The organism is Embleya sp. NBC_00888, assembly GCF_045207655.1.
Classification (GTDB): Bacteria; Actinomycetota; Actinomycetes; order Streptomycetales; family Streptomycetaceae; genus Embleya.
Genome location: NZ_CP108785.1, coordinates 380,705 through 401,284 on the forward strand (window position 1 = coordinate 380,705; position 20,580 = coordinate 401,284).

The following is a 20,580-nucleotide window of genomic DNA, read 5'->3' on the forward strand; positions in this document are numbered from 1 at the left end:
CCTCAACTGCCCTCATCCGTAGGGGATGCGTACGCCCCGCTACGGAGCCGTCACCTTGAAGCCCTCGAAGAGTGCGCTTCCCCGAGCCCCGCTCCCGCCGTTCGCCGCGCTCATGCCGATGCCCACGTCCTGGACCGCTGCCGCCGACCCCACCGTCACCGTGGCCACGTCCGTCCACGTCGAACCGTCGGCGCTGAAAGCACCGGTGAAGGCGGTGCCACGGCGGGTGAGTCGCAGGTGGACCGGGGCGGCAGGGCCCAGTGTCCGGCGGACGGTGTCGATGGTCCCGTTGCCGTCGGCGTCCCAGGTCAGCACCACGCCGTTGTCCGGGGTGAGGGCCAGTCCGACGAAGCCCCCCGAGGCGGGGGCCGCCAGGTCGTTGCGCACGAAGATCCCGGCGCGGGCCCAGGGGCCTGTCCGGTCCTGGGCGGTCACCCGGGTGGTGACGGTGGCGTTCGCCGACAGACCGCCCGCCAGGGTCACCGCGCCGAACTCGGCGGTGGCGCCCCACAGGTCCGTGCCGCCGCCGCTGACGGCGAAGCGGTCGCCGCGCTGCCCGAAGACCGCCCGGTTGCGGTCGACGGTGGTGTATTCGGGCGACAGGCCGCCCTCGACGAGGGCCTTCGCCGTCCCGGTGACGCTGCCCGCCGTGCGGCAGACCCGGTATTCCGCCAACGCCCTTATCGGCACCAGGAGTTCGACCGGTTCGCCGGTCAGGGTGATCTTCCAGCGTGCGGTGAAATTCTCCCCGGGGGCGAGTGCGGGCACGGTCGTGGGGGTGAGGGGTTCGGCGGTGACGCCCGCCGGGACGGAGAGCGTGCACTGCAGTCCGGTGGCCGGGGCGAGGCCGCCCCGGTTGGCGAGGGTGAGAGTGGCGGTGAGCGGGGTCGTCGGGCCGAGGCCCTCGCTGTCGGTGACCAGGTGCGCCACCAGCTGGTACGGGTCGGACGCCAGGGTGTCGCGGACCCGTTGCGCCAGCCGGTGGGTATCGCCCCGGGGCGTGGTGGCGAGCCTGCCGGGGTTGCGGGTCCAGGCCTCCTCCTTGGCGTACCAGTCGATCGGCTTGGGCGCCCTGTCCTCGGCGAGGGCCGCGGCCAGTTCGTCGAAGTACGCCGCCCAGCGCTGCCGGTAGAGCCCGCCGACGAGACCGCCCCACTCGCGGTTCGCGTAGTCGCGCAGGCCTCCGTCGTCCGCGCCGGACCGGTGCCCCCACACGGTGAGCAACGACAGTGCGTCGTACGCGAGCCGGTCCGACTCGGCCTGGTCCGCACCCCACCTGCGGGCGTCGCCCTCCCAGCGGCCCAGCAGGTGGGAGGGGCGGGTGGAGACCAGTTCGTCCAGCAGGTCGATGCGCGCCAGCCACACCTGGGCGAGGGCCAGCAGCCGGGTCCTGTCCCCGGCGTCGTACGCGGCCTTGATCTGCGGCAGCAGGACGCGGCTCTGGTTCGTCAGGACCTGGCGGGCGACGTCGAGCAGGTCGTCGGCGTACGCGGAAGTGCTGCGCAGTGCGGACGATACGGCGAGCAGGGCGGGCAGCGCGCCCGCGAACACGACGTCGTCGTACCGCGTCCGGTGCGGCGACCAGGTGCAAGCGGTCGTCGCGGTGAGTGAGGGCCGTGCGCCGAACAGGGAGTCTGCGGGCTCGCTATAGGAGTCGGCGCGGGTGGTGCCGTACGCGGTGCGCCGCAGGATGTCCCAGGCCCGCGCGGCATTCTCGTCACGGCTTCCGTAGCGCGAAAGGGCGTACTCGGCGAACCAGTCCTTGAGGTCGGGGGCGGCCGGCGTCCACGCCAGTTCGGAGAAGAGCTCCAGGGCGGCGGGGTTGTTGTCGGCGCTCTCGGGCAGCAGCGCGATCCCGCTCAAGGTGCTGCCTTCACGAGCCAGCCACGAGTGGTAAAGGGCGGCCCAGTCGGGAGTGTTGGCGCCCATGGCGGTGTGGCCGCCGAAGTTCCAGATCGATCCGAAGGCGTACGGTGCGCCCAGCCAGTCGTCCTCGCGGTGGTTCACCGTGGCGAAATGGTCCGAGACTCCGTCCAGGACAAGGGTCTTGGTGCGGTCGACGGCCCCCATGAACGTCTTCGAGGGGTTGTCCCCCCAGCCCAGAATGGCCCAGATCGCCCCCGGGCGGGCGGTGAGCAGCGCCGTCTGCACCGCCCTGACCGCGTCCGGCACCGGCACGTCGCCAGGTCTCCCGCCCTCGTGCAGCATGTCCATCTTGTACATCGTCGAGTCGCCGAACAGCTCGCGCTGGATCTGGTAGTATGCGGCCGCCACCCGCCGGAAGTGCTCTCCGCGCGGATCGAGCCAGTCCGGCCGCCGGAACCCGACCCAGTTCCCCTGCGGAACGGTGTGCGCGCCCGGATTGCGCTCGGCGAAACCGTCGGGGACGGTGCCGAAGTACCCGGGCAGGACGGGAGTCATCCCCAACTCCCGCAGCCGCCCCACGATCTTCCGCCCCAACTCTGCTCTCTTGTCCAGGAGATGACGGGACACGGGCCCGGCGAAGGTCGACATGTTCTGGAGCAGCCACCAGGGCTGGTGCGCGGGTCCGGGTATCCAGGCACGCAACTCAGCCTCCCCGTAACCGAATTGCTGGAAGACCCGGTGGTAGACCGCGTCGGCGCCGGTGTAGACGAGGACCTCGTTGTAGCCGTGCAGCGCGAGCACGTCGATCTCGCGCTCCCAGTAGTCCCAGTCGTGGTACGCACCCGTGTAACCGTCATTGCAGTCGTTGAGGGCGAACCGGTGCGGGACGTTCGCGGCGACCGTCACGGGCGTCGGGACGGCGGGAAGCTCTGCGGGGAGCCGGAGTTGCTCGCCCACCCAGCTGATGTTCGCGTGGGCGACGTGCTTGAGGTACCAGTACATGCCACGCAGTCGGACGGCAGGCGTACTGCCCTGGACGAGGATCCGGCCCCGGCTCCCGGAAACCCGGAAGGCGTCCAGGCCGCCGCCCGCCGGCAGGGGCTCGAAGGTGAACTGCCGCCAGTAGTCCGGCAGCAGCCGTCTCGCGGCCCGTACGTCGGCTCCGGCAGCGGAGGCGGCGACGGCGGGCAGCGCCGACGAGGCGAGGAGTGCTCCGGCGGTCGCCGTGGCGGCGGTCAGCAAGGTGCGGCGGTTCAGGCTCATGGCGTGGCCTCCGGGACAAGGGGAAGAAGGGTGCTCGGGCTACTACTGCGCCGAGGTGTTGCGCACGGTACGGACGTTGGACGAGAGGCCGTGGTTCATTCCACGGCTCCGCTCCAGCCGGATCATCTCGGCCGGCCGGAAGTTGAGGATGTACGCCCGCCGCTGCCGGCCGGTGGTGCTGTTTCCGCGCGAGTAGTGCAGGGTGTGGCCCGCGTGGACGGCTGCGCTGCCCGGGGCGAGCGGCAGCGGGGTGGCTCCCGGCTCGTCCTCCGTACCGTCGCAGCACAGCGCCCCGCCCCCAACCCCGGCGGGCCTGTGCGGCCTCAGTCCGCCCTGGTGGGAGCCCTTCACGTACCACATGCAGCCGTTGTCGACGACTGCCTCGTCCAGCGCGACCCAGAAGGACGCTGCCCGGCGGTCGGGCAGGTCCACCCAGTTACGCGGCGTCCCGGTGCCAGGGAGTGACGGTGTCCGTGCCTGGGGCCTTGTTGATCAGCATGTCGAAGTCGAGTGCGGCGTCGTCGCCGATCAGTGCGCGGGCCAATGCCAACGCCCCTTCGTGCAGCGGCATTTCGCGCAGCGCGGGGTGGAGCGCGGAGGGCCACATGATCTGGGTGATGCGCTCCACCCCGCCGCCCTGCGACCCCGCGCCCGCGCCGAGGTCCGAGCGCTTGTCGCCGCAGGCGATCTCCCGCTCAGGAAGCGGTCGTAGACGCCGAGGTACGCGCCGACCTCCTCGCGCGTCAGCAGAGCCCCCACCTCGGCGAAGCCGTACCGAGCGAGATCCGTACGCGCGCGATCGGCCGTGCTTGAACCGTTATGTACCTGACTTTCCTGCACGTCGCTCATGGCCGCGAAGATAGGTCGCCGGAGCCGCACCTCGCGTTCGGTTTCCTGCTGGAGAATTTCGCCCACCGTTGGGAGCACCAGTGCCCGTCCCTCCTTCCGATTCCGACGTCGACCTGGTGGACTTCCGTTCCACCCCGGAGCGCACCATCCACGACCTGACGGGATACGGCCCACTGCTGGCCCTGGGCCGCTACCGCTACCTCCGGGCGCGACCGCCGTTGGCCCCTCAACGGCACGACAGCCTGCTCGTGCTGGCCCTTCCCGTGAAGGGCGATGTCGCTTTCGTCGTCGACGACGATCCCCGGACGGTCCGCCCCGGCCAGGCGCTCCGTATTCCGCCCGGCCGCTCGTACCGCACCGGCGTACCCGTACAGCCCCGCGGCGAACTCGTCTGGCTCCTGCTGCGTACGGGCCCGGAGTCAGACCTGTCCACGGGCCCGCTGCACCGGGCCGTCGCCGCGCTGTCGGCGCCGCGAGGGCCCGACCAGTGGGCCGTACCGGATCTAATCCCGGGTGAGTTGAGGCGCCTGGACAACGCCGGAGCCCCCGGCGACTGGCTGACCACCGCGCTGCTGGAGCACCGGTCGAGCGTGGTCGTACTGGAGCTGGCCCGTTCCCTGGAACGAGTCCGCCGGGAGACGACGGCAGCCTCGGCCCCGCCCCGACCGGGCCCGGCACCCGTCCACCCCGCCGTGGCCGACGCGCTGGCCTGGCTGGAGGAACACCTCTCCGAGCCCTGCGGGGTGCAGGACCTGATCGAGGTGTCGGGCCTGTCCGAAGGCCGGTTCTACCGGATGTTCCGCGAGGGCACCGGCACCACGCCCAAGGACTACCTGCTGCGCCGGAAGACCGCCCTGGCCTACCAGTGGATGCGCACCGAACCCGACGTCACCGTCAGCCGGGTGGCACACACCCTGGGCTTCTCCTCCTCCCAGTACTTCGCCACGGTCTTCCGCCGCTACCACGGCTTCGCGCCGACGACGGGTTCCGCTTCATGGAGGAATCAGCTGAGAGGTTAAGAACCCCTGATCAGAGGCTATTTTCAGAATGAACTGCGTTGTGGTGCTTGGCAGTTGGGTGTCATGTCGGCAGGATCTGTTGGGTGCCTGCTGAACTTGTGCCTGATGACCTGTGGGAACGTGTGGCCCCGCTGTTGCCGGCTCGTCCGCCCAGGCGGCATCGGTATCCCGGGCGGTTGCCTGCGGATGACCGGGCTGCGCTGCGCGGCATCGTCTACGCGCTGTGCAAGAGCGTGAGCTGGCGTGACGTGCCTGCGGAACAGGTCGGCTGCAGTGGCGTGACTGCCTGGCGGCGTCTGCGGGACTGGACCGAAGCGGGCGTCTGGCCACGGCTGCACGAGGTGCTTTTGGCCGAGCTGCGGGCCGCGGGTTTGCTGGACATGGACGACGCCTCGATCGACGGCTCGCACGTCCGGGCCCTCAAAGGGGGGCTCACGCCGGACCTTCGCCGGTCGACCGGGCCCGGCCCGGCAGCAAGCACCACCTGATCGTCGACCGGCACGGCACTCCCCTGGCCGTTTCGCTGACCAGCGGGAATCGTCACGATGTCACTCAGCTGATGCCCCTGCTGGACGCGATACCCCGCATCCGCGGACTACGCGGGCGGCCGCGTCACAGGCCAGGCCCGGCTGTTCGCCGACCGAAGCTACGACTACGACAAGTACCGCCGACTTCTCCGCACTCGAGGCATCACACCGAAGTTCGCCCGCAAAGGCACCGCGCACGGCTCCGGACTGGGAAAAACGCGCAGCCGGCGGGCGGACTTGGGGCGCTTCTTGCGCGCGAAGTACGTCGACGGGGACAGCTCCAGCACCCGGCATACGGGATCGACCCCGAGGCCTTGTTCGCGCAGGTGGTCGATCACCTGCTCGGCCTCGTCCGGGGACAGTCGATCTCCTGCGCAAAAAACACGGACGCGGCCTTGAGGATCTCGCTCGTGCGCCGCAACTCCGCGACCTCCTTGCGGAGTTGCCTCAGCTCGTCCTGTTCGGCGGTGGTCGGCCGGTCGTCGCGTTCGCCCGCGTCGGCCTCGGCCTGGCGGGCCCAGTTCCGCAGGGCTTCCTTGTGGACGCCCAGGTCCCGGGCGACGTGCGCGACCGGCCGGCCTGAGGTGCGAACCTCCCGGACCGCCCGCTCCCGCAGCTCATCGGGGTATTTGCGTGGTGCTGGCATGATTCGTGGTGCTCCTTACGCCGGGCACGATAACCCGGCTTCCGGGACTCCACACAATTCAGATCGGCTCACCCTCGGTGCGGAACATCTGGGTGCGTGTTGCTTCGGTGCTGGTGTTCGCGCCGCGAAGCCACGGCGGGAGGTGAAGGGTTGGCGTTTGCGTTCCCACGCCGTAAATTCCCTGCATGCCTCTCCTCGCCTCGGACGTCATCAACCTGACCTCCACCGACGAGAGGACCGTCGTCGATCTCGCCGGTCGAGGCATGGCCCCGCTCATGGCCCTGGGCCGCTACCGCTACCTGCAGGCGCACGATCGTCTGCCACCCCAGCGCCACCGCACGCTGACCGTGCTGGCCCTGCCCACCCGAGGCGCGTTCACCTTCGCCGTCGACGGCAAACCACATCACCTCGGTCCCGGCCAGGTCCTGTACCTCCCCCCGGGCAGCACCTACGTCACCGGCGCCACCGCCGAGCCCCGCGGCGAACTCACCTGGCTCATCGCCCGCAGCCCTGACGGCGCCCCCTTGCAGTCCCTGGACCGGGCAGTGGCCCTGCTCGCCGCCACCCCGGAACCAGTGATCCGAATCGCCCCCCAGGACGCGACTGCCGACCTGAAACGGGCCTTCCAACTCGCCGCCAACCCCCGGAACTGGATCAGCGACGCGCAACTGCAGCACATGCTCGCCACTGTCGTGTTCAGCCTGGCCCAGTCCCTGACCGGACCCCCGGAACCGGCCGACCCGGTGCACCGCGACATCGCCCGCACCCTGGCCTGGATCGACACACACCTGACCGAGCCCATCGACGCCACCGACCTGGCCGCCGTGTCGGGCCTGTCCACCAGTCGCTTCTACCAGGCTTTCGGCACCGTAACGGGAACCAGCCCGAAGGACTACCTGCTGCGCCGCAAGACGGACTACGCGCGGGACTGGCTCGAGCGAGACCCCAACGTCTGCGTCACCGAGATCGCCCACACGCTCGGCTTCTCCTCATCCCAGTACTTTTCCACGGTCTTCCGTCGCTACCAGCACACCACCCCCTCCGCCTACCGCCTGCAGGCCCGGACGTAGAGCCGGACCGCCTGGCCCGGAGGCGGGGCGTTGTTCCGCCGGAGGAAATCGAAAGCCGGCAAAGGCCGGGCTCTCCTAGCATCGCGGCGTGACGACGAAACCCTGGGCCCATCACGACGTTGCCACCCTGAGCACGGGGAAGCTGGTGACGTTCTCCGCCACCAACAGCACTATGCGCATCCTGGACTCCGACGGCACCGTGATCAGCGAGCATTCCACCGAGGTCGTCACCGCGCACGGCATCACCCCCGCCCAGGACGCTGACGGCAACGAACTGATCTGGGTGGCCGACACCGTCTCGGGCCCGCGCCCCGACCACCGCGGCGGATACCTTCCCTGGTACGGGGCGCCCCACGGCCGCATCCTGGCCCTGAGCCTGGACGGCACCCTGGTACGCGAACTGCCCCTGCCCTCGATGCAGGTGTACAACGACCATCGCTTCGAGCCCACCGCAGTGCTTCCTCTGCCGGCCTTCGGCCAGATCTGGGTCAGCGACGGCTACGGCGCGGGCCTGATCCACCGCTACGCCACCACCGGAAACCACCTGGGCATCGCGCCCGCCTGCAGGGACGGGGTCTTCAACTGCCCCCACGCCATGGTCGTCGACCACGAACAGGGAACCGTCCTGGTCGCGGACCGGGAGAACAACCGACTCGTGGCCCTGGACCCCGACGGCGCTCTGATCGGCACGTTCGCACGCAACCTCCGCAGACCCAGCTGCATGGCATTCCACGAAGACTCCATCCTGGTGGGCGAGTTGTCGGCATCGGTGGCCCAACTCGACCGCCACGGCAAACTCATACGACGCATCGGTTCGGACCCGTCCGCGGTCGACCGGCCCGGCTGGCCCAACGCGCAGGACAAGCGGGGACACACCATCGCACCACCTGCGACCACAGGGCGCTTCAACAGCCCCCACGGCATCACCGTGGACACGGAGGGCAGAGCACATGTCGTCGAATGGCTGGTCGGAGGGCGACACCAGCGCTTCCCCGTTGATGGGACAGGACAGGTCACATGCCTGGGAGAACACTGAACCGCACCAGCCCGGCAGGAGACTCCACGATGCGACTGTGACCTGCGACTTTGCGGCTGTCAGGTAGTAGTTGGCTGGGTGGGTTTCCTCTTGAGTGAGGAGCGGGGTCGGCGTGACCGGGTGGCCTCCTCGGGGTCCAGGAAGGCATGTTGCGGCATTCAGAGTGCTCGACTGATGCGTGTTCGGGGTTGTGGACATCTCCTGTGACGTGTGCGGCTCGGGACGCTTCGAAGCTGTCCGGTTCACTACGTTCGCTCCTGCCTGGACCCAGGACACGCCCGTCCGCCCCCATTCACGCGATGGGCGGACGGATCGCCGGCCGCCACCAACGACACATGGCTGACATCGGCGCCCTCCGAGTGATCCGTCCGACGCCCGTTGGAAGTTGCTCGAACCCACCCTGTCCGCCCGCCGGACCGAACGCCGTGGCAACGGACCGGACTTCGGACGCCCACCCGAGCACGACCTGCGTCGCATCATGGAAGCGATCCTGTACGTCGACCGCACCAACATCCCCTGGCGCCACCTCCCCCACGACTTCCCACCCCGGGAAGCGACCCACGCCACTTCGCCCGTTGGCAGAAGGACGGCCTCCTCGAGAGGCTCAACGGAACCCTGCTGCGCCTGGTCCGCGAACGGGAGGGACGCGACGCGGAGCCCGGTGACTGTGCAACTGCTAATCGAGATCATTCCGGTTGACCTGCACGTTTCGCTTTGGGGCGCGTCAGGATCATGATCAGAAAAGCGAAAGTGCCTTCTGAGCCGGGACGATGAGGCTTGTCCAAGGTCTCCGTCGTACCAGCAGGAAGGCACTTTCTACGCGCACACCACCCGGTCACGCCCCAAGCTCGTCGTCAGCGCCGACGCCACCTCGCTGACCGGCGCCTTCAGCGATGCCCTGCACCGCCTGCGACCTCGCGGGACCGGGCACGATCCCGGCCGCGTCGCGGTGGACCCGGCAGTGATGCTCGCCGACGGCGGCGAGGCGATCGCCGACCCGGCCGTGCTGCGCGACCAACACGACGCGTTCGGCCCGGTCTCCCCCACCCCGACCGCCTCGCGCGTCCTGGCAGGCATCGACACCAACGCCCTGACCGCGCTGCGGGCAGCCCGGGCCGCGGCCCGCGAGGTCGCCCGGCTGCACACCGCCGAGACCAGGGACGGGATACCTGCGGCCCGCGTCGGAGGACGTCAACTGCCCGGCCCGGTCCTGGACATCGACGCCACCCCGGTCGCCTGCCACTCCGAGAAGGAAGAGGCGGCCGCCACCCACAAACGCGGCTTCGGCTACCACCCGATGCTCTGCTTCCCGGACAACACCGGCGAGGCCCCGGCCGGCATTCCGCGACCGGGCAACGCCGGAGCGAACACCGCAGCCGACCACATCACGGTCATCGACGCGGCCCTCGCGCAGATTCCCGACGCCCACCGCCACGGCACCCAGGTGCTCATCCGCGCCGACAGCGCGAAAGCCTTCCCCGCCCACCTACGCTCCCTGCGCCAGCGAGGCATCCAGACCACCTTCTCCGTCGGACACGCCGCACCGAACAGGTCCGAAAGGCCATCCGGGTCCTATCCGAGCAGGTCCGGCACCCCGCGCCGGAACAGGACGGACCCTTCGTGCCGGCACCGAGGCCGCTGAGCCGTCCGGCCCGGTGGACCTCACCGGATACCCGGACCACCCGCATCATCGTGCGGCGCGAGCGTCCCCATCCGGGCGCCCGGCCGTCCCTGTTCGACCAGGACGAAGGCATGCGCCACCAGGTCTTCCTCACCGACACACCCGCCACCGGCGGTGGCTCGATCCAGTACCTGGAGGTCCGCCAATGCGCTCACGTCCGGGGCGAGGACCGTCCACGCGCACCTGGATCGCGCCACTGACCCCGCTCCCCGCGCCGGAGGCCAGACGCGTGATGAACCGGGCGGGCGAGGACGAGCCGAAGTCCACGGCGGAGTACTTCAGCCAGTCGCCGTTCGAGATGTGGCCCACGTCCCGGCCGCCGCCGGTGTCCCTGCAGCCTTCGGTCCACCGCTCTGCGCGCTGTACGACTCCGCCTGGATGGTGCCGTACGTGCCGGTCCCGCTGCCGGGAGGCGGGTGGGACCCGAGCCGGCACCGGGGCCGAGCGAGATCGTCCAGGACATCGGCGCGCCGTCCTGGATGTGGCCGTCTACGCGGGCCGCGCCCGTGGGGGGACGTCGTCGTAGGGGAAGGCATACCCCACGGTGGCGTACTTGTGCACCAGGCGCGCGTAATCGTTGGTCGTCGCGTGCCAGACTCAGCGGGTCGGCGCTCGTACGATGGGCGAGGCCGGGAGCCCGCCGGAGTGCGCGGTGAGGTCGTTGATGAAGCATTCGAGGGCGAAGGTCGTAGACGCCCCGCGGTGCCGCACCGAAGTCGCGGCCGGCGGTTCGCAGGTGGTTGTCCGGGGCCGGGTTCACCGCCCCGCACCGTCGCTCGACCGACGACACGCCGTGATCGCCCTGCCCGCCCGGGACGTTCGGGTCGCCGACGCCCGCCGCTTCACGGGTGCGGTACTCGCCCGCTGGGGTCTGGTCGGCGACGATCGGGACTCCGCGGTCCTGATCGTCGGCGAACTGGCCGCGAACGCGGCGCAGTACGGCCGGAGCGTCATGACCGTTCGCCTCGTCCTGGACGCCGGAGTGCTGGACATCGCGGTGGACGACCACGGGGACCACGGCGCCCGGCGCCGGCCGCGGGTCTGCAACTCCGAGGAGCGCGGCCGGGGCATGGACATCGTCGAATTCCTCGCCGGCAGGGTGGACGTCGAAGACTGCGGTGCCGGCCACACCGTCCGGGCGATGCTCCCGGTCGCCGCCCCGTCTCTCGATCCTCGCGCAACCATGTTCCGGCGATGGCGGGCTGACACCGCCCGGGCGATCCCGGCACACAAGACACTCCTCTGAGCACGCCGGAGTCCCGTCCTGCCGATCCGGTCTCCGACGCGGGCGCGAACCTGGCCGTCGGCTCCCGCCTTCCTGGTTCCCATGACCGGATCAATGGGTGGTCCGCACGAGGTTTTCGATCCAGGTCATCAGGCGCGAAGATCGAGGCCGGCGAGGTGGCTCCCAGGGGTCTTGTCGTAGCGGGTGCCGATGCACCGCCATGCCTTGATCAGGCGCTCGACCGTGTTCCGTTCGTTGTGGAGGTCGGCGTCGTGGCCGACGGGCCTGTCGTCCTTGTTGCCCTTCCTCTTCCGGTTCGCGGGCTGGTCCCTCTTCTCCGGGATGACTGGCTTGATGTGGCGTTTCCGCAGGTGGTTGCGGTTCGCGCGGGACGGGTGGGCCTTGTCCCCGGCGACCGCGTCGGGTCGGTGCGGGGACGGCAGACAGGCCCGCGGACTCGTACCCTCTCGAGCACGGGGATGAACTGCGGACTGTCCCGCGGTCAGGACGGACGCCAACGGGCGGCACTTGCGGTCGGCGGCGAGGTGGATCCTTTCCGGTCCGTCCGCCCTGCTGGGCCAAGCCGCGCCACTCCGCCCGCTGCCCGAATCACCGAGCCAGGGTGGATTGGACGCCCGGATGTCCGCCACCGAGATCGACTCGGCAGAACCGTTCGCGAGTACGGGAATGCCCCTTGAGCAGGATGGACGACTCTTCGGCACTCGCAGGGGTGCCAGTCGGAACGAGGACGACAACGACAGGAAGTTTGGTCGGCCGCGTGCCGCGTGGCACGCGGCCTGGTCAGGTCGTCGCGCCGGTGTTGCGCACGGCGCGTTCGTTGTTGTTGAGCCCGTGGTCCATGCCGTTTTCTCGTTCGAGTTGGATCATTGCGGCGGGACGGTAGTTGAGGACATACGCGCGCCGGTGCCGGCCGGTGGTGTTGCCACGGGAGTAGTGCAGCGTACCGCCGCCGTGGGCTGCGGCCTCCCCGGCCTTCAGGGCGACCGGTGTCGCACCGGGCTCGTCCTCGGAGCACTGGCATTGGATCGCCCCGCCGCCACCGGCAGCCCAGTGGGGGCGGAGAGGCGTCCGGTGGGAGCCCTGGACGTACCACATGCAGCCGTTACCCAGCGTGGACTCGTCCAGGGCCACCCAGATGGAGATCGCGCGGGTGTCGGGCAGGTCGACCCAGTAGGCGGCGTCCTGGTGCCAGGGCGTCGGTGTGCCGGTATGCGGGGCCTTGTCGATGAGCATGTCGAAGTCCAGGATCACGTCGTTGCCGATCAGATCCCATGCCACTTCCAGGGCCCTGGCGTGCAGAGGCATGTCCAGTAGCTGGGGGTGCAGTGCGGAGGGCCACATGATCTGCGTGATGTTCTCCTTCGCCCCGCCCTGACGGGCACTGTCGGCGCCCAAGTCGGAGCGCTTGTCACCGCAGTCGATCTCGCCGTTCAGAAAGCGGTCGTAGATGGCACGGTAGGCCGCGACCTCGCGCGAGGACAGCAGCGGCCCGATGCGCGCGAATCCGTCGGTGTGGAACGTTTCCTTGAGCGTGGATTGGGCGTTCATGGTCATGCTTGGAAGCTAGGGCAGTGCCACGGGCTTGGCGTTGTCGTTCCTCCGCCGTAAATTCTGCACATGCACGTCGTCCACCCGCGATGACATCGACCTGGCCGCGACCGACGAGAGGACCATCGTCGATCCTGCGGTCAGGGGTATGGCTCCGCTCGCTACCTTCGCGTTTCGCTGATGAGGCGCTTGGTCGCCTGCGGGTGCGGCAGGTCCTCCCGGGTGACGGCGCGCCCGCGAAGTACCTTATGGGTCTCGGCGGCCACCTCGCATTGCATGCGGGGGTGCTGGGCGGGCATCAGGCAGGCTCACGCAATCACGTCGGCGGAGGATTCAACTCCCGCGAGGAGGAGTTGCCGCATTCCGCCGTGTGCCTGGTCGTCGGTGAGGCCGCCCTCCGCATCGCCGCGCAGTGGTGGCGGGCTGTTTCACTTCCGCGGTCTCGGCGGGGGTAAGAGTGTCTCCGAAGAACGCCTGGACGGCACCACTGGTGGTGAGCGAGGACGCCACATCGGTCGGGTCGATGGGGCTGGCCGGGCTGCCGGCCGTTCGTGGCGCGGTCGATGTGGCCGCTCATGACGGCGGAGTACCGGCGCGGACAAGCCGGTCGAACGCCGACTGCATGATCCGGCGTCGTCTGCGGCTCGTGTGGGCAGGTGACGATGCCCGTACCGCTGAATTCGGCTCCCCTGTCGACGATCCGCCCGCCCTTGTCGTACGTGCGCAGGCAAGGGACCTCTCGACCACCCGACGACGGGGCAGGACGGCGAACCCGATGGGGTCCTTCGGCCGACTGACGGTCTTGATCGTCGGGTTCAGGTGCTCTTTCGCCCAGGTCACGTGCGTCGTCCCGGTAGATGGCGCCGTACCGGTCCGTGTTCCGCCACATGTCCCGGTCGCTGCCCATGATGGTGAGCAGTGAGCCTTCGCTGCGGAACATCGCGCCCGGTCGTGAGGTGGCCGCCCGGTCAGCCGTCGGACTTGCGGGCGGCCTTGTCGATCTCCTCCCACACCGTCATCACGTGGTGGGCGAAGAGTTCCGGGGCGGCTGCGGCATCGCGGTGGCGAAGCGCTCCGAGCAGGGGTTCGTGGGTGCGCATGACGTCGTCGAGCGACCGGAAGTAGGCGCGGTTGGAGATGACGGTCAGGGACCGCATGCTGCTCTCCACGATCGCCCACATGCGCGGGAGCAGGGGGTTCCCCGTTGCTTCCCAGACGTGGCGGTGGAAGGCGATGTCGGCCTCCACGAAGCCTGCCGTGTCGTTGGCCGAGGCGGCACGGCGCATGGCCGACAGGTCGTTTTCGAGGGTGTCGATGGCGGATTCGGGCGCGAAGAGGCAGAACTCGGCGGCGGCAAAGCGTTCGAGCGTGGCGCGCAGGCGGTAGGCGTGCCGGGCTTCGTCCTGGTCGATGCTGGCGACGAAGCTGCCTCGGCGGGGCAGCTGTAGGACCAGGCCGTCGTGGGCGAGCTGCTTGAGGGCCTCGCGGACCGTGGACTGGCTGACGTTGAGGTCGCGGGCGGTCTCCAGTTCCACGATGCGTTCGCCGGCCTTGAGGCGGCCGGCGAGGATCGCGTCGCGCAGGGCCGCGTGGACCCGCTGCCACAGCAACGATCGTCCGATCTCCTCGCGGGTTCCCGCGTCGACGGCTCTCCCGATGCGCCTGCCCTCTTCGGGAGAGGAGAAGGCCTGGTCAGCGGCCATGTTTTGCCCCCGGTGCACGGTCCGCGTTCCCTGCGGACATGGATAGTCAATCGATTGGATACTACCGCACCGGGACTCCACAGTTGGGCGGCCTGCTGGGTGGTGAGCACGTTTCCCCACTTCAGAGGCATGTTCCGGAGCGAGGGTTGACCCGGACAAGCGGCAGCCACATACTCCCGTTACTCGATAATCGATAATCGGGAGTCCCCATGTTGAAGAGAATGACGGCCGCGCTGGGTGCGGCTGTCCTGCTGGTCCCGCTGGCCGCGTGCGGTGGCTCGTCGGGCAGCGACGGCGCCACGCGGATCAAGGTCGTGATGGCCCAGTACAGCCCGCAGAGCGCCTCGTACTGGAAGGACGTGGTGCAGCGGTTCGAGGCGGCGAACCCCAAGGTCAAGGTCGACCTGCAGGTCCTGGACTGGAACACGATCCTCCAGCAGGTGCCGACCATGATCCAGACGAAGTCGTTCCCGGACGTGCTGAACTACAACGCCTTCAGCGAGTACGCGAAGGCCGGGCTGCTGTACAACCTCGACGAAGTGACCGACCCGCAGCTGCGCTCCGACTTCCAGACGACGTTCACACAGAACGCCTCGCTGGACGGCAAGCCCTACGGCATCCCGTGGATCGCCAGTGTGCGGTCGCTCGGCTACAACAAGGACGCACTCGCGAAGCTGGGCGTCGCCGAGCCGCCGAAAACGTGGGACGAACTGCGGACGGTCGCGGAGAAGGCCAAGCAGGCCGGGTACACCGGATACGGCCTGCCTTTGGGAAGCGAGGAGGCGCAGGCCGAGTTCTCGCTGTGGATGTGGGGCAACGGCGGGGACTGGAAGACCGGCGGCAAGTGGTCCATCAACAGCCCCAAGAACGTCGAGACGCTGAAGTTCCTGCGCGGGCTGTCCTCGGCGAAGCTGACCGAGGAGAACCCCGGCAAGGCCAACCGGACGGACGCGGTGTGGAGCCAGTTCGCCCAGGGCAACGTGGCGATGGCCGCGATCATGCCGCTGGGGACTTTCCAGAGCAGCGTCATGAAGGACTCCAAGGTCAACTGGGCCTCGGCGCCGTTCCCGGTGAACGCGGGCGGAACGCCGTCCACGCTCGGCGTCCAGGACTACCTGCTCGCCTTCAAGAAGAGGAACAACCAGGCGGCGGTGAAGTCGTTCCTGACGTTCGCGTATGACAAGGGCAACTACCTGAAGTTCGTGCGCGACGAAGGGTTCCTGCCGGTCACCGGGTCGGCCAGCGCCGAGATGGCGGGCGATCCGGTTGCCGGCCCCGGCATCGCGCTCATGCCGACGGCACGGTTCTACCCGCTGACCGACCCGGCGTGGAACGCGGTGATGAAGGCCGTCCAGAGCGAGTTGGGCACGGCCATGGAGCCGGGCGCCGACCCCAAGGCCGTCCTCGACAGCCTCCAGAAGACCGCCGAACGAGGGTGAGGACGCCGCCCGGGCGCCCGCCGGTCGGCGGCGCCCGGGCGGCCCTCGCACCACCCCTCCCCAGATCCTGGATGGCATTTCGTGATCGAATCACCACCCCCGCGTGCCCCCTCCCGCCCGCATCGCTCCCGCGGCGGCGCCACGGCACGGCGCCCCAGGCGGCGTGCCGGTGCCCTGCCGTGGATCGCCCCCGCCGTGGTGCTCATGGCCGCGGTCATCGCCTATCCGGCGGTGGAGATGTTCCGCACCTCGGCGGTCGACGTCGACCGCATCGGCCTGAGCCACGGATTCGCGGGCCTGGGCAACTACCGCACCCTGCTCGACGAGCCGGCGCTTCCCGGCGTGGTGCGCAACACCGTGACCTGGGTCGTGGTCGTCGTCGGCACCACCGTGCTGGTGTCCCTCGCCCTGGCCCAGTTCCTCGACAAGCGGTTCGTCGGCCGCCGCCTGGTCCGGTGGTCGCTGATCGTGCCGTGGGCGAGTTCCCTGGTGATGACCGCGACCATCTGGCGCTATCTGTTCGAACGCGACTACGGGCTCCTCAACCGGCTGCTGATGGACCTCGGGTTCATCGGCGGGCCCGTCGACTGGTACAAAGACCCCGACACCGCGTTCTGGTGCCTGGTTTTCGTCGGCATCGTGGTGTCCATCCCCTTCACCACCTACGTGGTGCTCGCCGGGCTGCAGACCATCCCGGCCGAGGTCTACGAAGCCGCCCAGATCGACGGAGCCGGGCCGTGGAAGACCTATCGCAGCATCACTCTGCCGCTGCTGCGGCCGTCGTTGCGGGTGGCCCTGGTCCTCAACACCATCTACGTGTTCAACTCGTTCCCGATCATTTGGCTGATCACCGGCAAGATCCCCGGTAACGACACCGACACCACGGTGACGTTCATGTACAAGCTCGCCTTCACCTACCGGCTCGACCCGGGGGAGGCGGCCGCGCTCGCGGTGCTCAACGTGCTGGTGCTGCTCGCCCTGGTGGTCTGGTACACCCGGCGGAACCAAACGGACGACGGCATCGCCGCGCCTCCCCCGGGTCGACTGCGTCGGCTGGCGGCCGCGGTCGCCGCGCACCTGCCCGCGTTGCCCCGCCCTCCGCGGCGCCCGACCCGGCTGCGCGCCCGGCGGCGCTCGACCCGGCCGCAGCGCGGGCGCGCCCGGGTGCGGGCCCTGTGGCGGCCGGTCCGAGCTCCCGCGTTGTCCGCGGCCGGACTCGTCGTGGCGGGGTTCTTCCTCGCCCCCTACACGGCGATGCTGCTGGCGGCGCTCAAATCCGACCAGGACCTGTTCTCCAGCCCGGCCGGCTACCTGCCCACCTCGTGGCAGTGGCACAACTTCGCCGACGTGTGGGACAAGATCCCTCTGGCCTCCTACCTGACGGCGAGCCTGGTCATCGCGCTGGCGTCCACCGCGTTGGTACTGCTGGTGTCGGTGCCGGCCGCCTACTGCACCGCGCGCATCGACTTCCGCGGCAAACGCGTGTTCCTCAACCTGATCCTCGCCACCCAGATGTTCGCGCCCGTGGCCCTGCTGGTGGGGCTGTACCGGCAGTTCGTGCTGGTCGACGACACGCTGAAGGGCATCTCCCCGGACGCCGGCGCGATCAACAGCTACTGGGCGATCATTGCGGTCAACGCGGCGTTCAACCTCGCCTTCTCCATCTGGATCCTGCACGGGTTCTTCGCGAGCATCCCCAAAGAGGTCGAGGAGGCCGCGATGTTGGACGGGCTCGGCAGGTTCCGCACCCTCGTGCGGGTGGTGCTCCCGCTCGCCCGCCCCGGCGTGGTCACCGCCACGATCTTCACCTTCATCCAGGTCTGGAACGAGTTCGTGGTCGCGCTGACACTGTTCAACGACCCCACCCGCAACCGCGCCACCCTCACCGTCGGCGTCCAGCAGTTCGTCGGGCTGTACAAGACCGAGTACCAGTACCTGTTCGTCGCGGCGCTCATCGCCATCGCCCCGGTCGTCGTCCTGTTCGCCCTCATCGAGCGGCATCTGGTCGGCGGCCTGACCGCAGGAAGCGTGAAATGACCCTCCCCGACTACGACCCCAGACAGCCCTTGCACGGCCACACGGTGCTGGTCACCGGCGCCGGCGGCCACGGCGTCGGCTCCGGAGTCTGCGCCGCGCTGCACGAGGCCGGAGCACGGCTCGTCGTCACCGACCTGACACCGGCCGCCGTCGACACGGTCGTGCGGCGCTATCCCGGGACCGTCGGCGTCGCCTGCGACCTTCGCACCGCCGCCGGCATCCGACTCCTGTTCGACGCCACCGCCCGCGCCGGCGGCGCCGACGCCCTGGTCAACAACGCCGGCGTCGGACTGAGCAAACCCGCCCACGAAGCCACCGACGCCGACTTCGAACACGTCTTCGGCCTCGACGTGCGCGCACTCTGGCAGATCAGCAGGGAGTTCGTCCGCCGGCGCCTCGCCGCCGGCCTCGGCGGAGCCATCGTGAACGTGTCCTCGGTGCATGCCACCGCCACGATGCGCCGCTACGCGCTGTACGCCGCGGCCAAAGCCGCCGTCGAGGGCCTCACCCGCGGCATGGCCGTCGACCTGGGCCGCGCCGGGATCCGCTGCAACGCGATCGCGCCGGGCTACGTGCACGCGGAACAGAACACCGCGCTCATGGCGACCTTCACCCGCGACCCCGATGCGTGGATCCAACGCCACACCACCGTCGAACAGCCCCTGACACGGCTGATCGAACCGATCGACTGCGGCCGCGCGGCCGCGTTCCTGATCTCCGACGCCGCCCGCTGCATCACCGGCCAGACCCTGACCGTCGACGCCGGACTCACCGCCCGCCTGTACAACCACGACATCCAGGAGGACCTCCAGTGACCTCGGCCGTCGACGGCAACCCACGCGACCACCTGCTCGACACCGTCCGCCGCGAGCTGTACACCCCCGTGATCGGCGACGTCCTGGACACCCTCGGCCGCTATCACCAGTTCCTGCCCGCGCCCATACGAGCCCTGACCCCCGGAGCCGTCCTCGTCGGACGCGCCATGCCGGCACTGATGGCCGACGTCCACGGCCCACAGCAGCGCCCGTTCGGTCTCCTGACCGAAGCGCTGGACCAACTCGAACCCGGCGACATCTACCTGTGCGGCGGAGGCTCGCGCAACTGCGCCTACTGGGGGGAGATCCTCACCGCCACCGCCCGCACCCGGGGCGCCGTCGGCGCCGTCATCGACGGGTACCACCGCGACACCCCCAAGGTCCTCGAACAGCGCTGGCCGGTCTTCTCCCGAGGCAGCTACGGCCAGGACTCGGCAGTACGCACCCAGGTCATCGACTACCGCGTCCCGATCCAGATCGGCCACGTCTGGGTCAACCCCGGCGACCTCATCGTCGGCGACGTGGACGGCATCGTCGTCGTCCCCCAGGACCTCGAAGCCGACGTCGTCACACAGGCACTGGCCAAGGCCCGCACCGAGAACACCGTCCGCCGCGCCATCGAGGACGGCATGACCAGCACCGCCGCATTCGCCGAATACGGCGTCCTCTAGGAGCCCCCGTGCGCATCCGACGCATCACCGTCCACGAAGTCATCGTCCGCGCCCACCACGGCGCGATCGAGACCCCGGGTCTCGACAAGCCCCTGCACAAGCTTCCCCACCTGGGCAGCAGCGCCTGGTCCATCCAGTTCGACGAGGTCCCCAAAGCCGTCCTGGAACTCGAATGCGACGACGGCACCATCGGGCTCGGCGAGTTCTACCGCGGACACGACTGGCCCACCGTCGAAGCGATCGCCACCGAACTCCTCGGCCGCGACCTGCGCCGGCTCAACCGCCAAGCCCTCCCGTTCGCCAAGCTCCGCGAGTACGACGGCTTCGAGGTCGCCATCTGGGACGCCTACGCCCGCGCCCACCAACTGCGCGTCGTCGACCTGCTCGGAGGCCCCGTCCGCAGCCGCGTGCCCGTCGGCGCGTGGAGCGGCCAACGCACGCCCGACGAAATCGGCGACGTCGCCCGCTGGTACCACGCCCTGGGCTACACCTGCCTCAAGCTCAAGTGCGACCTCGACGACGACGTCGTCGCCTGGTGCACCACCATCGCCGACGCCGCACCCGGCATGCAGGTCGTCCTCGACCCCAACGAACGCTTCGAACAGTTGCACCACGCCCGGCGCATCGCCGACCGCCTCGCCGACATCGGCAACGTGCTCTGCCTCGAGGACCCGCTGCCGCACTGGATGCGCCACGAGTACGCCGCCCTGCGCACCGCGAGCCGCGTACCGGTCGTCCGCCACATCGCCCTGCCCTACCCGATCCTGGGCAACCGCATCGAGGACATCGTCACCGCCGTCCAAAATCACGAAGTCGACGCGTTCAACATCAACGCCGGCCTCGCCGACTTCCAACGCATGGACCACGTCGCAGCGATCGCCGGGCTCCCCACCTTCCACGGCTCGGAAATCGACCTCGGCATCCTCGAAGCCGCCTACCTGCACTCCTGCGCCGCCGCCGCATCCTGCACCTGGCCGAGCGACATCTTCGGACGCAATATCCGATCCCACGACCTGCTGGCCGAGCCCCTGGAACTCCAACCCCCCTACGCGCTGCTCCCGGACGGCATCGGGCTCGGCGTCGACCTCGACCACGACGCCGTCGCCGAACACCGCACCACCCGCAAGGAGTACCTCGCGTGAACCCCGAATCCAACCCCTTCCC

The 20,580-nt window shown here is 69.5% G+C and carries 18 protein-coding genes and 4 pseudogenes; 12 read left to right on the forward strand and 10 right to left on the reverse strand.

The features are described 5' to 3' along the window. Positions 1 to 39: 39 nt before the first annotated feature. The 3 genes from OG948_RS35770 to OG948_RS35780 are packed head-to-tail and all read right to left on the reverse strand — an operon-like array spanning position 40 to position 3,757. Entirely contained in the window at positions 40 to 3,129 is a 3,090-nt protein-coding gene (locus tag OG948_RS35770; RefSeq protein WP_331769151.1) for an alpha-N-acetylglucosaminidase TIM-barrel domain-containing protein, read from the reverse strand. 42 nt (positions 3,130 to 3,171) lie between these two features. Beyond that, positions 3,172 to 3,561 carry a phytanoyl-CoA dioxygenase family protein gene (locus tag OG948_RS35775; protein WP_331769152.1) on the reverse strand — a complete coding sequence of 130 codons (390 nt, stop codon included), beginning with the start codon at positions 3,559 to 3,561 and terminating at the stop codon, positions 3,172 to 3,174. A gap of 4 nt (positions 3,562 to 3,565) precedes the next feature. Beyond that, positions 3,566 to 3,757 carry a hypothetical protein gene (locus OG948_RS35780; RefSeq protein WP_331769153.1) on the reverse strand — a complete coding sequence of 64 codons (192 nt, stop codon included), beginning with the start codon at positions 3,755 to 3,757 and terminating at the stop codon, positions 3,566 to 3,568. A gap of 301 nt (positions 3,758 to 4,058) precedes the next feature. Between OG948_RS35780 and OG948_RS35785 the strand changes: the two genes are divergently transcribed. Together OG948_RS35785 and OG948_RS35790 are read left to right on the forward strand one after the other, a co-directional pair. Continuing rightward, positions 4,059 to 4,997, forward strand: coding sequence for an AraC family transcriptional regulator (locus OG948_RS35785; protein ID WP_331769154.1), 939 nt, complete (start codon positions 4,059 to 4,061; stop codon positions 4,995 to 4,997). 83 nt (positions 4,998 to 5,080) lie between these two features. Beyond that, positions 5,081 to 5,746: pseudogene (locus tag OG948_RS35790) on the forward strand (IS5 family transposase); the annotation flags it as partial. Positions 5,747 to 5,858: 112 nt separating this feature from the next. Here OG948_RS35790 and OG948_RS35795 read toward each other — a convergent pair. After that, the gene (locus OG948_RS35795; RefSeq protein ID WP_331769155.1) at positions 5,859 to 6,170 is read right to left on the reverse strand and encodes a transposase; all 312 of its coding nucleotides are present in this window, start codon (positions 6,168 to 6,170) and stop codon (positions 5,859 to 5,861) included. A 185-nt stretch (positions 6,171 to 6,355) separates the two neighbouring features. Here OG948_RS35795 and OG948_RS35800 point away from each other — a divergent pair, with 185 nt between their 5' ends. The 4 genes and pseudogenes from OG948_RS35800 to OG948_RS35815 all read left to right on the forward strand — a co-directional run bounded on the left by OG948_RS35800 (position 6,356) and on the right by OG948_RS35815 (position 9,918). Continuing rightward, positions 6,356 to 7,240, forward strand: coding sequence for an AraC family transcriptional regulator (locus OG948_RS35800; protein WP_331769156.1), 885 nt, complete (start codon positions 6,356 to 6,358; stop codon positions 7,238 to 7,240). Positions 7,241 to 7,328: 88 nt separating this feature from the next. Continuing rightward, a complete protein-coding gene (locus OG948_RS35805; RefSeq protein ID WP_331769157.1) occupies positions 7,329 to 8,276 on the forward strand; it encodes a hypothetical protein in 948 nt (315 codons plus the stop codon). Between the two features lie 385 nt (positions 8,277 to 8,661). Then, positions 8,662 to 8,945 (forward strand): annotated as a pseudogene (locus OG948_RS35810) (transposase); the annotation flags it as partial. Between the two features lie 238 nt (positions 8,946 to 9,183). After that, complete coding sequence (locus OG948_RS35815) at positions 9,184 to 9,918, forward strand: transposase (protein ID WP_406300869.1); 735 nt, start codon at positions 9,184 to 9,186, stop codon at positions 9,916 to 9,918. Between the two features lie 20 nt (positions 9,919 to 9,938). Here OG948_RS35815 and OG948_RS35820 read toward each other — a convergent pair whose 3' ends face one another. Both OG948_RS35820 and OG948_RS35825 read right to left on the reverse strand, forming a co-directional pair. After that, complete coding sequence (locus OG948_RS35820; RefSeq protein WP_406300948.1) at positions 9,939 to 10,154, reverse strand: hypothetical protein; 216 nt, start codon at positions 10,152 to 10,154, stop codon at positions 9,939 to 9,941. Next, positions 10,129 to 10,545 (reverse strand): annotated as a pseudogene (locus OG948_RS35825) (carbohydrate-binding protein); the annotation flags it as partial. The pseudogene OG948_RS35825 and the gene OG948_RS35820, both read right to left, overlap by 26 nt. Before the next feature lie 205 nt (positions 10,546 to 10,750). Between OG948_RS35825 and OG948_RS35830 the strand changes: the two are divergent. Further along, on the forward strand, positions 10,751 to 11,203 hold the full coding sequence (locus OG948_RS35830) for an ATP-binding protein (RefSeq protein ID WP_331769158.1): 453 nt from the start codon (positions 10,751 to 10,753) through the stop codon (positions 11,201 to 11,203). A 128-nt stretch (positions 11,204 to 11,331) separates the two neighbouring features. Here OG948_RS35830 and OG948_RS35835 read toward each other — a convergent pair whose 3' ends face one another. From OG948_RS35835 to OG948_RS35850, 4 genes and pseudogenes are all read right to left on the reverse strand, one after another. Then, the gene (locus OG948_RS35835) at positions 11,332 to 11,700 is read right to left on the reverse strand and encodes a hypothetical protein (protein ID WP_331769159.1); all 369 of its coding nucleotides are present in this window, start codon (positions 11,698 to 11,700) and stop codon (positions 11,332 to 11,334) included. 283 nt (positions 11,701 to 11,983) lie between these two features. Further along, complete coding sequence (locus tag OG948_RS35840) at positions 11,984 to 12,757, reverse strand: phytanoyl-CoA dioxygenase family protein (RefSeq protein ID WP_331769160.1); 774 nt, start codon at positions 12,755 to 12,757, stop codon at positions 11,984 to 11,986. A 702-nt stretch (positions 12,758 to 13,459) separates the two neighbouring features. After that, positions 13,460 to 13,591, reverse strand: a pseudogene (locus OG948_RS35845) (IS5/IS1182 family transposase); the annotation flags it as partial. A 128-nt stretch (positions 13,592 to 13,719) separates the two neighbouring features. Beyond that, positions 13,720 to 14,454 (reverse strand): GntR family transcriptional regulator, encoded by a 735-nt coding sequence (locus tag OG948_RS35850; RefSeq protein WP_331769161.1) that lies wholly within the window; start codon positions 14,452 to 14,454, stop codon positions 13,720 to 13,722. Between the two features lie 209 nt (positions 14,455 to 14,663). Between OG948_RS35850 and OG948_RS35855 the strand changes: the two genes are divergently transcribed. From OG948_RS35855 to OG948_RS35875, 5 genes are all read left to right on the forward strand, one after another. Further along, a complete protein-coding gene (locus OG948_RS35855) occupies positions 14,664 to 15,893 on the forward strand; it encodes an extracellular solute-binding protein (protein ID WP_331769162.1) in 1,230 nt (409 codons plus the stop codon). A 204-nt stretch (positions 15,894 to 16,097) separates the two neighbouring features. Beyond that, complete coding sequence (locus tag OG948_RS35860) at positions 16,098 to 17,930, forward strand: ABC transporter permease subunit (RefSeq protein WP_406300448.1); 1,833 nt, start codon at positions 16,098 to 16,100, stop codon at positions 17,928 to 17,930. Continuing rightward, positions 17,927 to 18,745 carry an SDR family oxidoreductase gene (locus OG948_RS35865; RefSeq protein ID WP_331769164.1) on the forward strand — a complete coding sequence of 273 codons (819 nt, stop codon included), beginning with the start codon at positions 17,927 to 17,929 and terminating at the stop codon, positions 18,743 to 18,745. The genes OG948_RS35860 and OG948_RS35865 overlap by 4 nt, the downstream gene beginning before the upstream one ends. After that, positions 18,742 to 19,416, forward strand: a complete 675-nt coding sequence (locus tag OG948_RS35870; protein WP_331769165.1) for an RraA family protein — start codon at positions 18,742 to 18,744, stop codon at positions 19,414 to 19,416. The genes OG948_RS35865 and OG948_RS35870 overlap by 4 nt, the downstream gene beginning before the upstream one ends. 8 nt (positions 19,417 to 19,424) lie before the next feature. Beyond that, positions 19,425 to 20,558 (forward strand): mandelate racemase/muconate lactonizing enzyme family protein, encoded by a 1,134-nt coding sequence (locus OG948_RS35875; RefSeq protein ID WP_331769166.1) that lies wholly within the window; start codon positions 19,425 to 19,427, stop codon positions 20,556 to 20,558. The last annotated feature ends 22 nt before the right edge of the window (positions 20,559 to 20,580 follow it).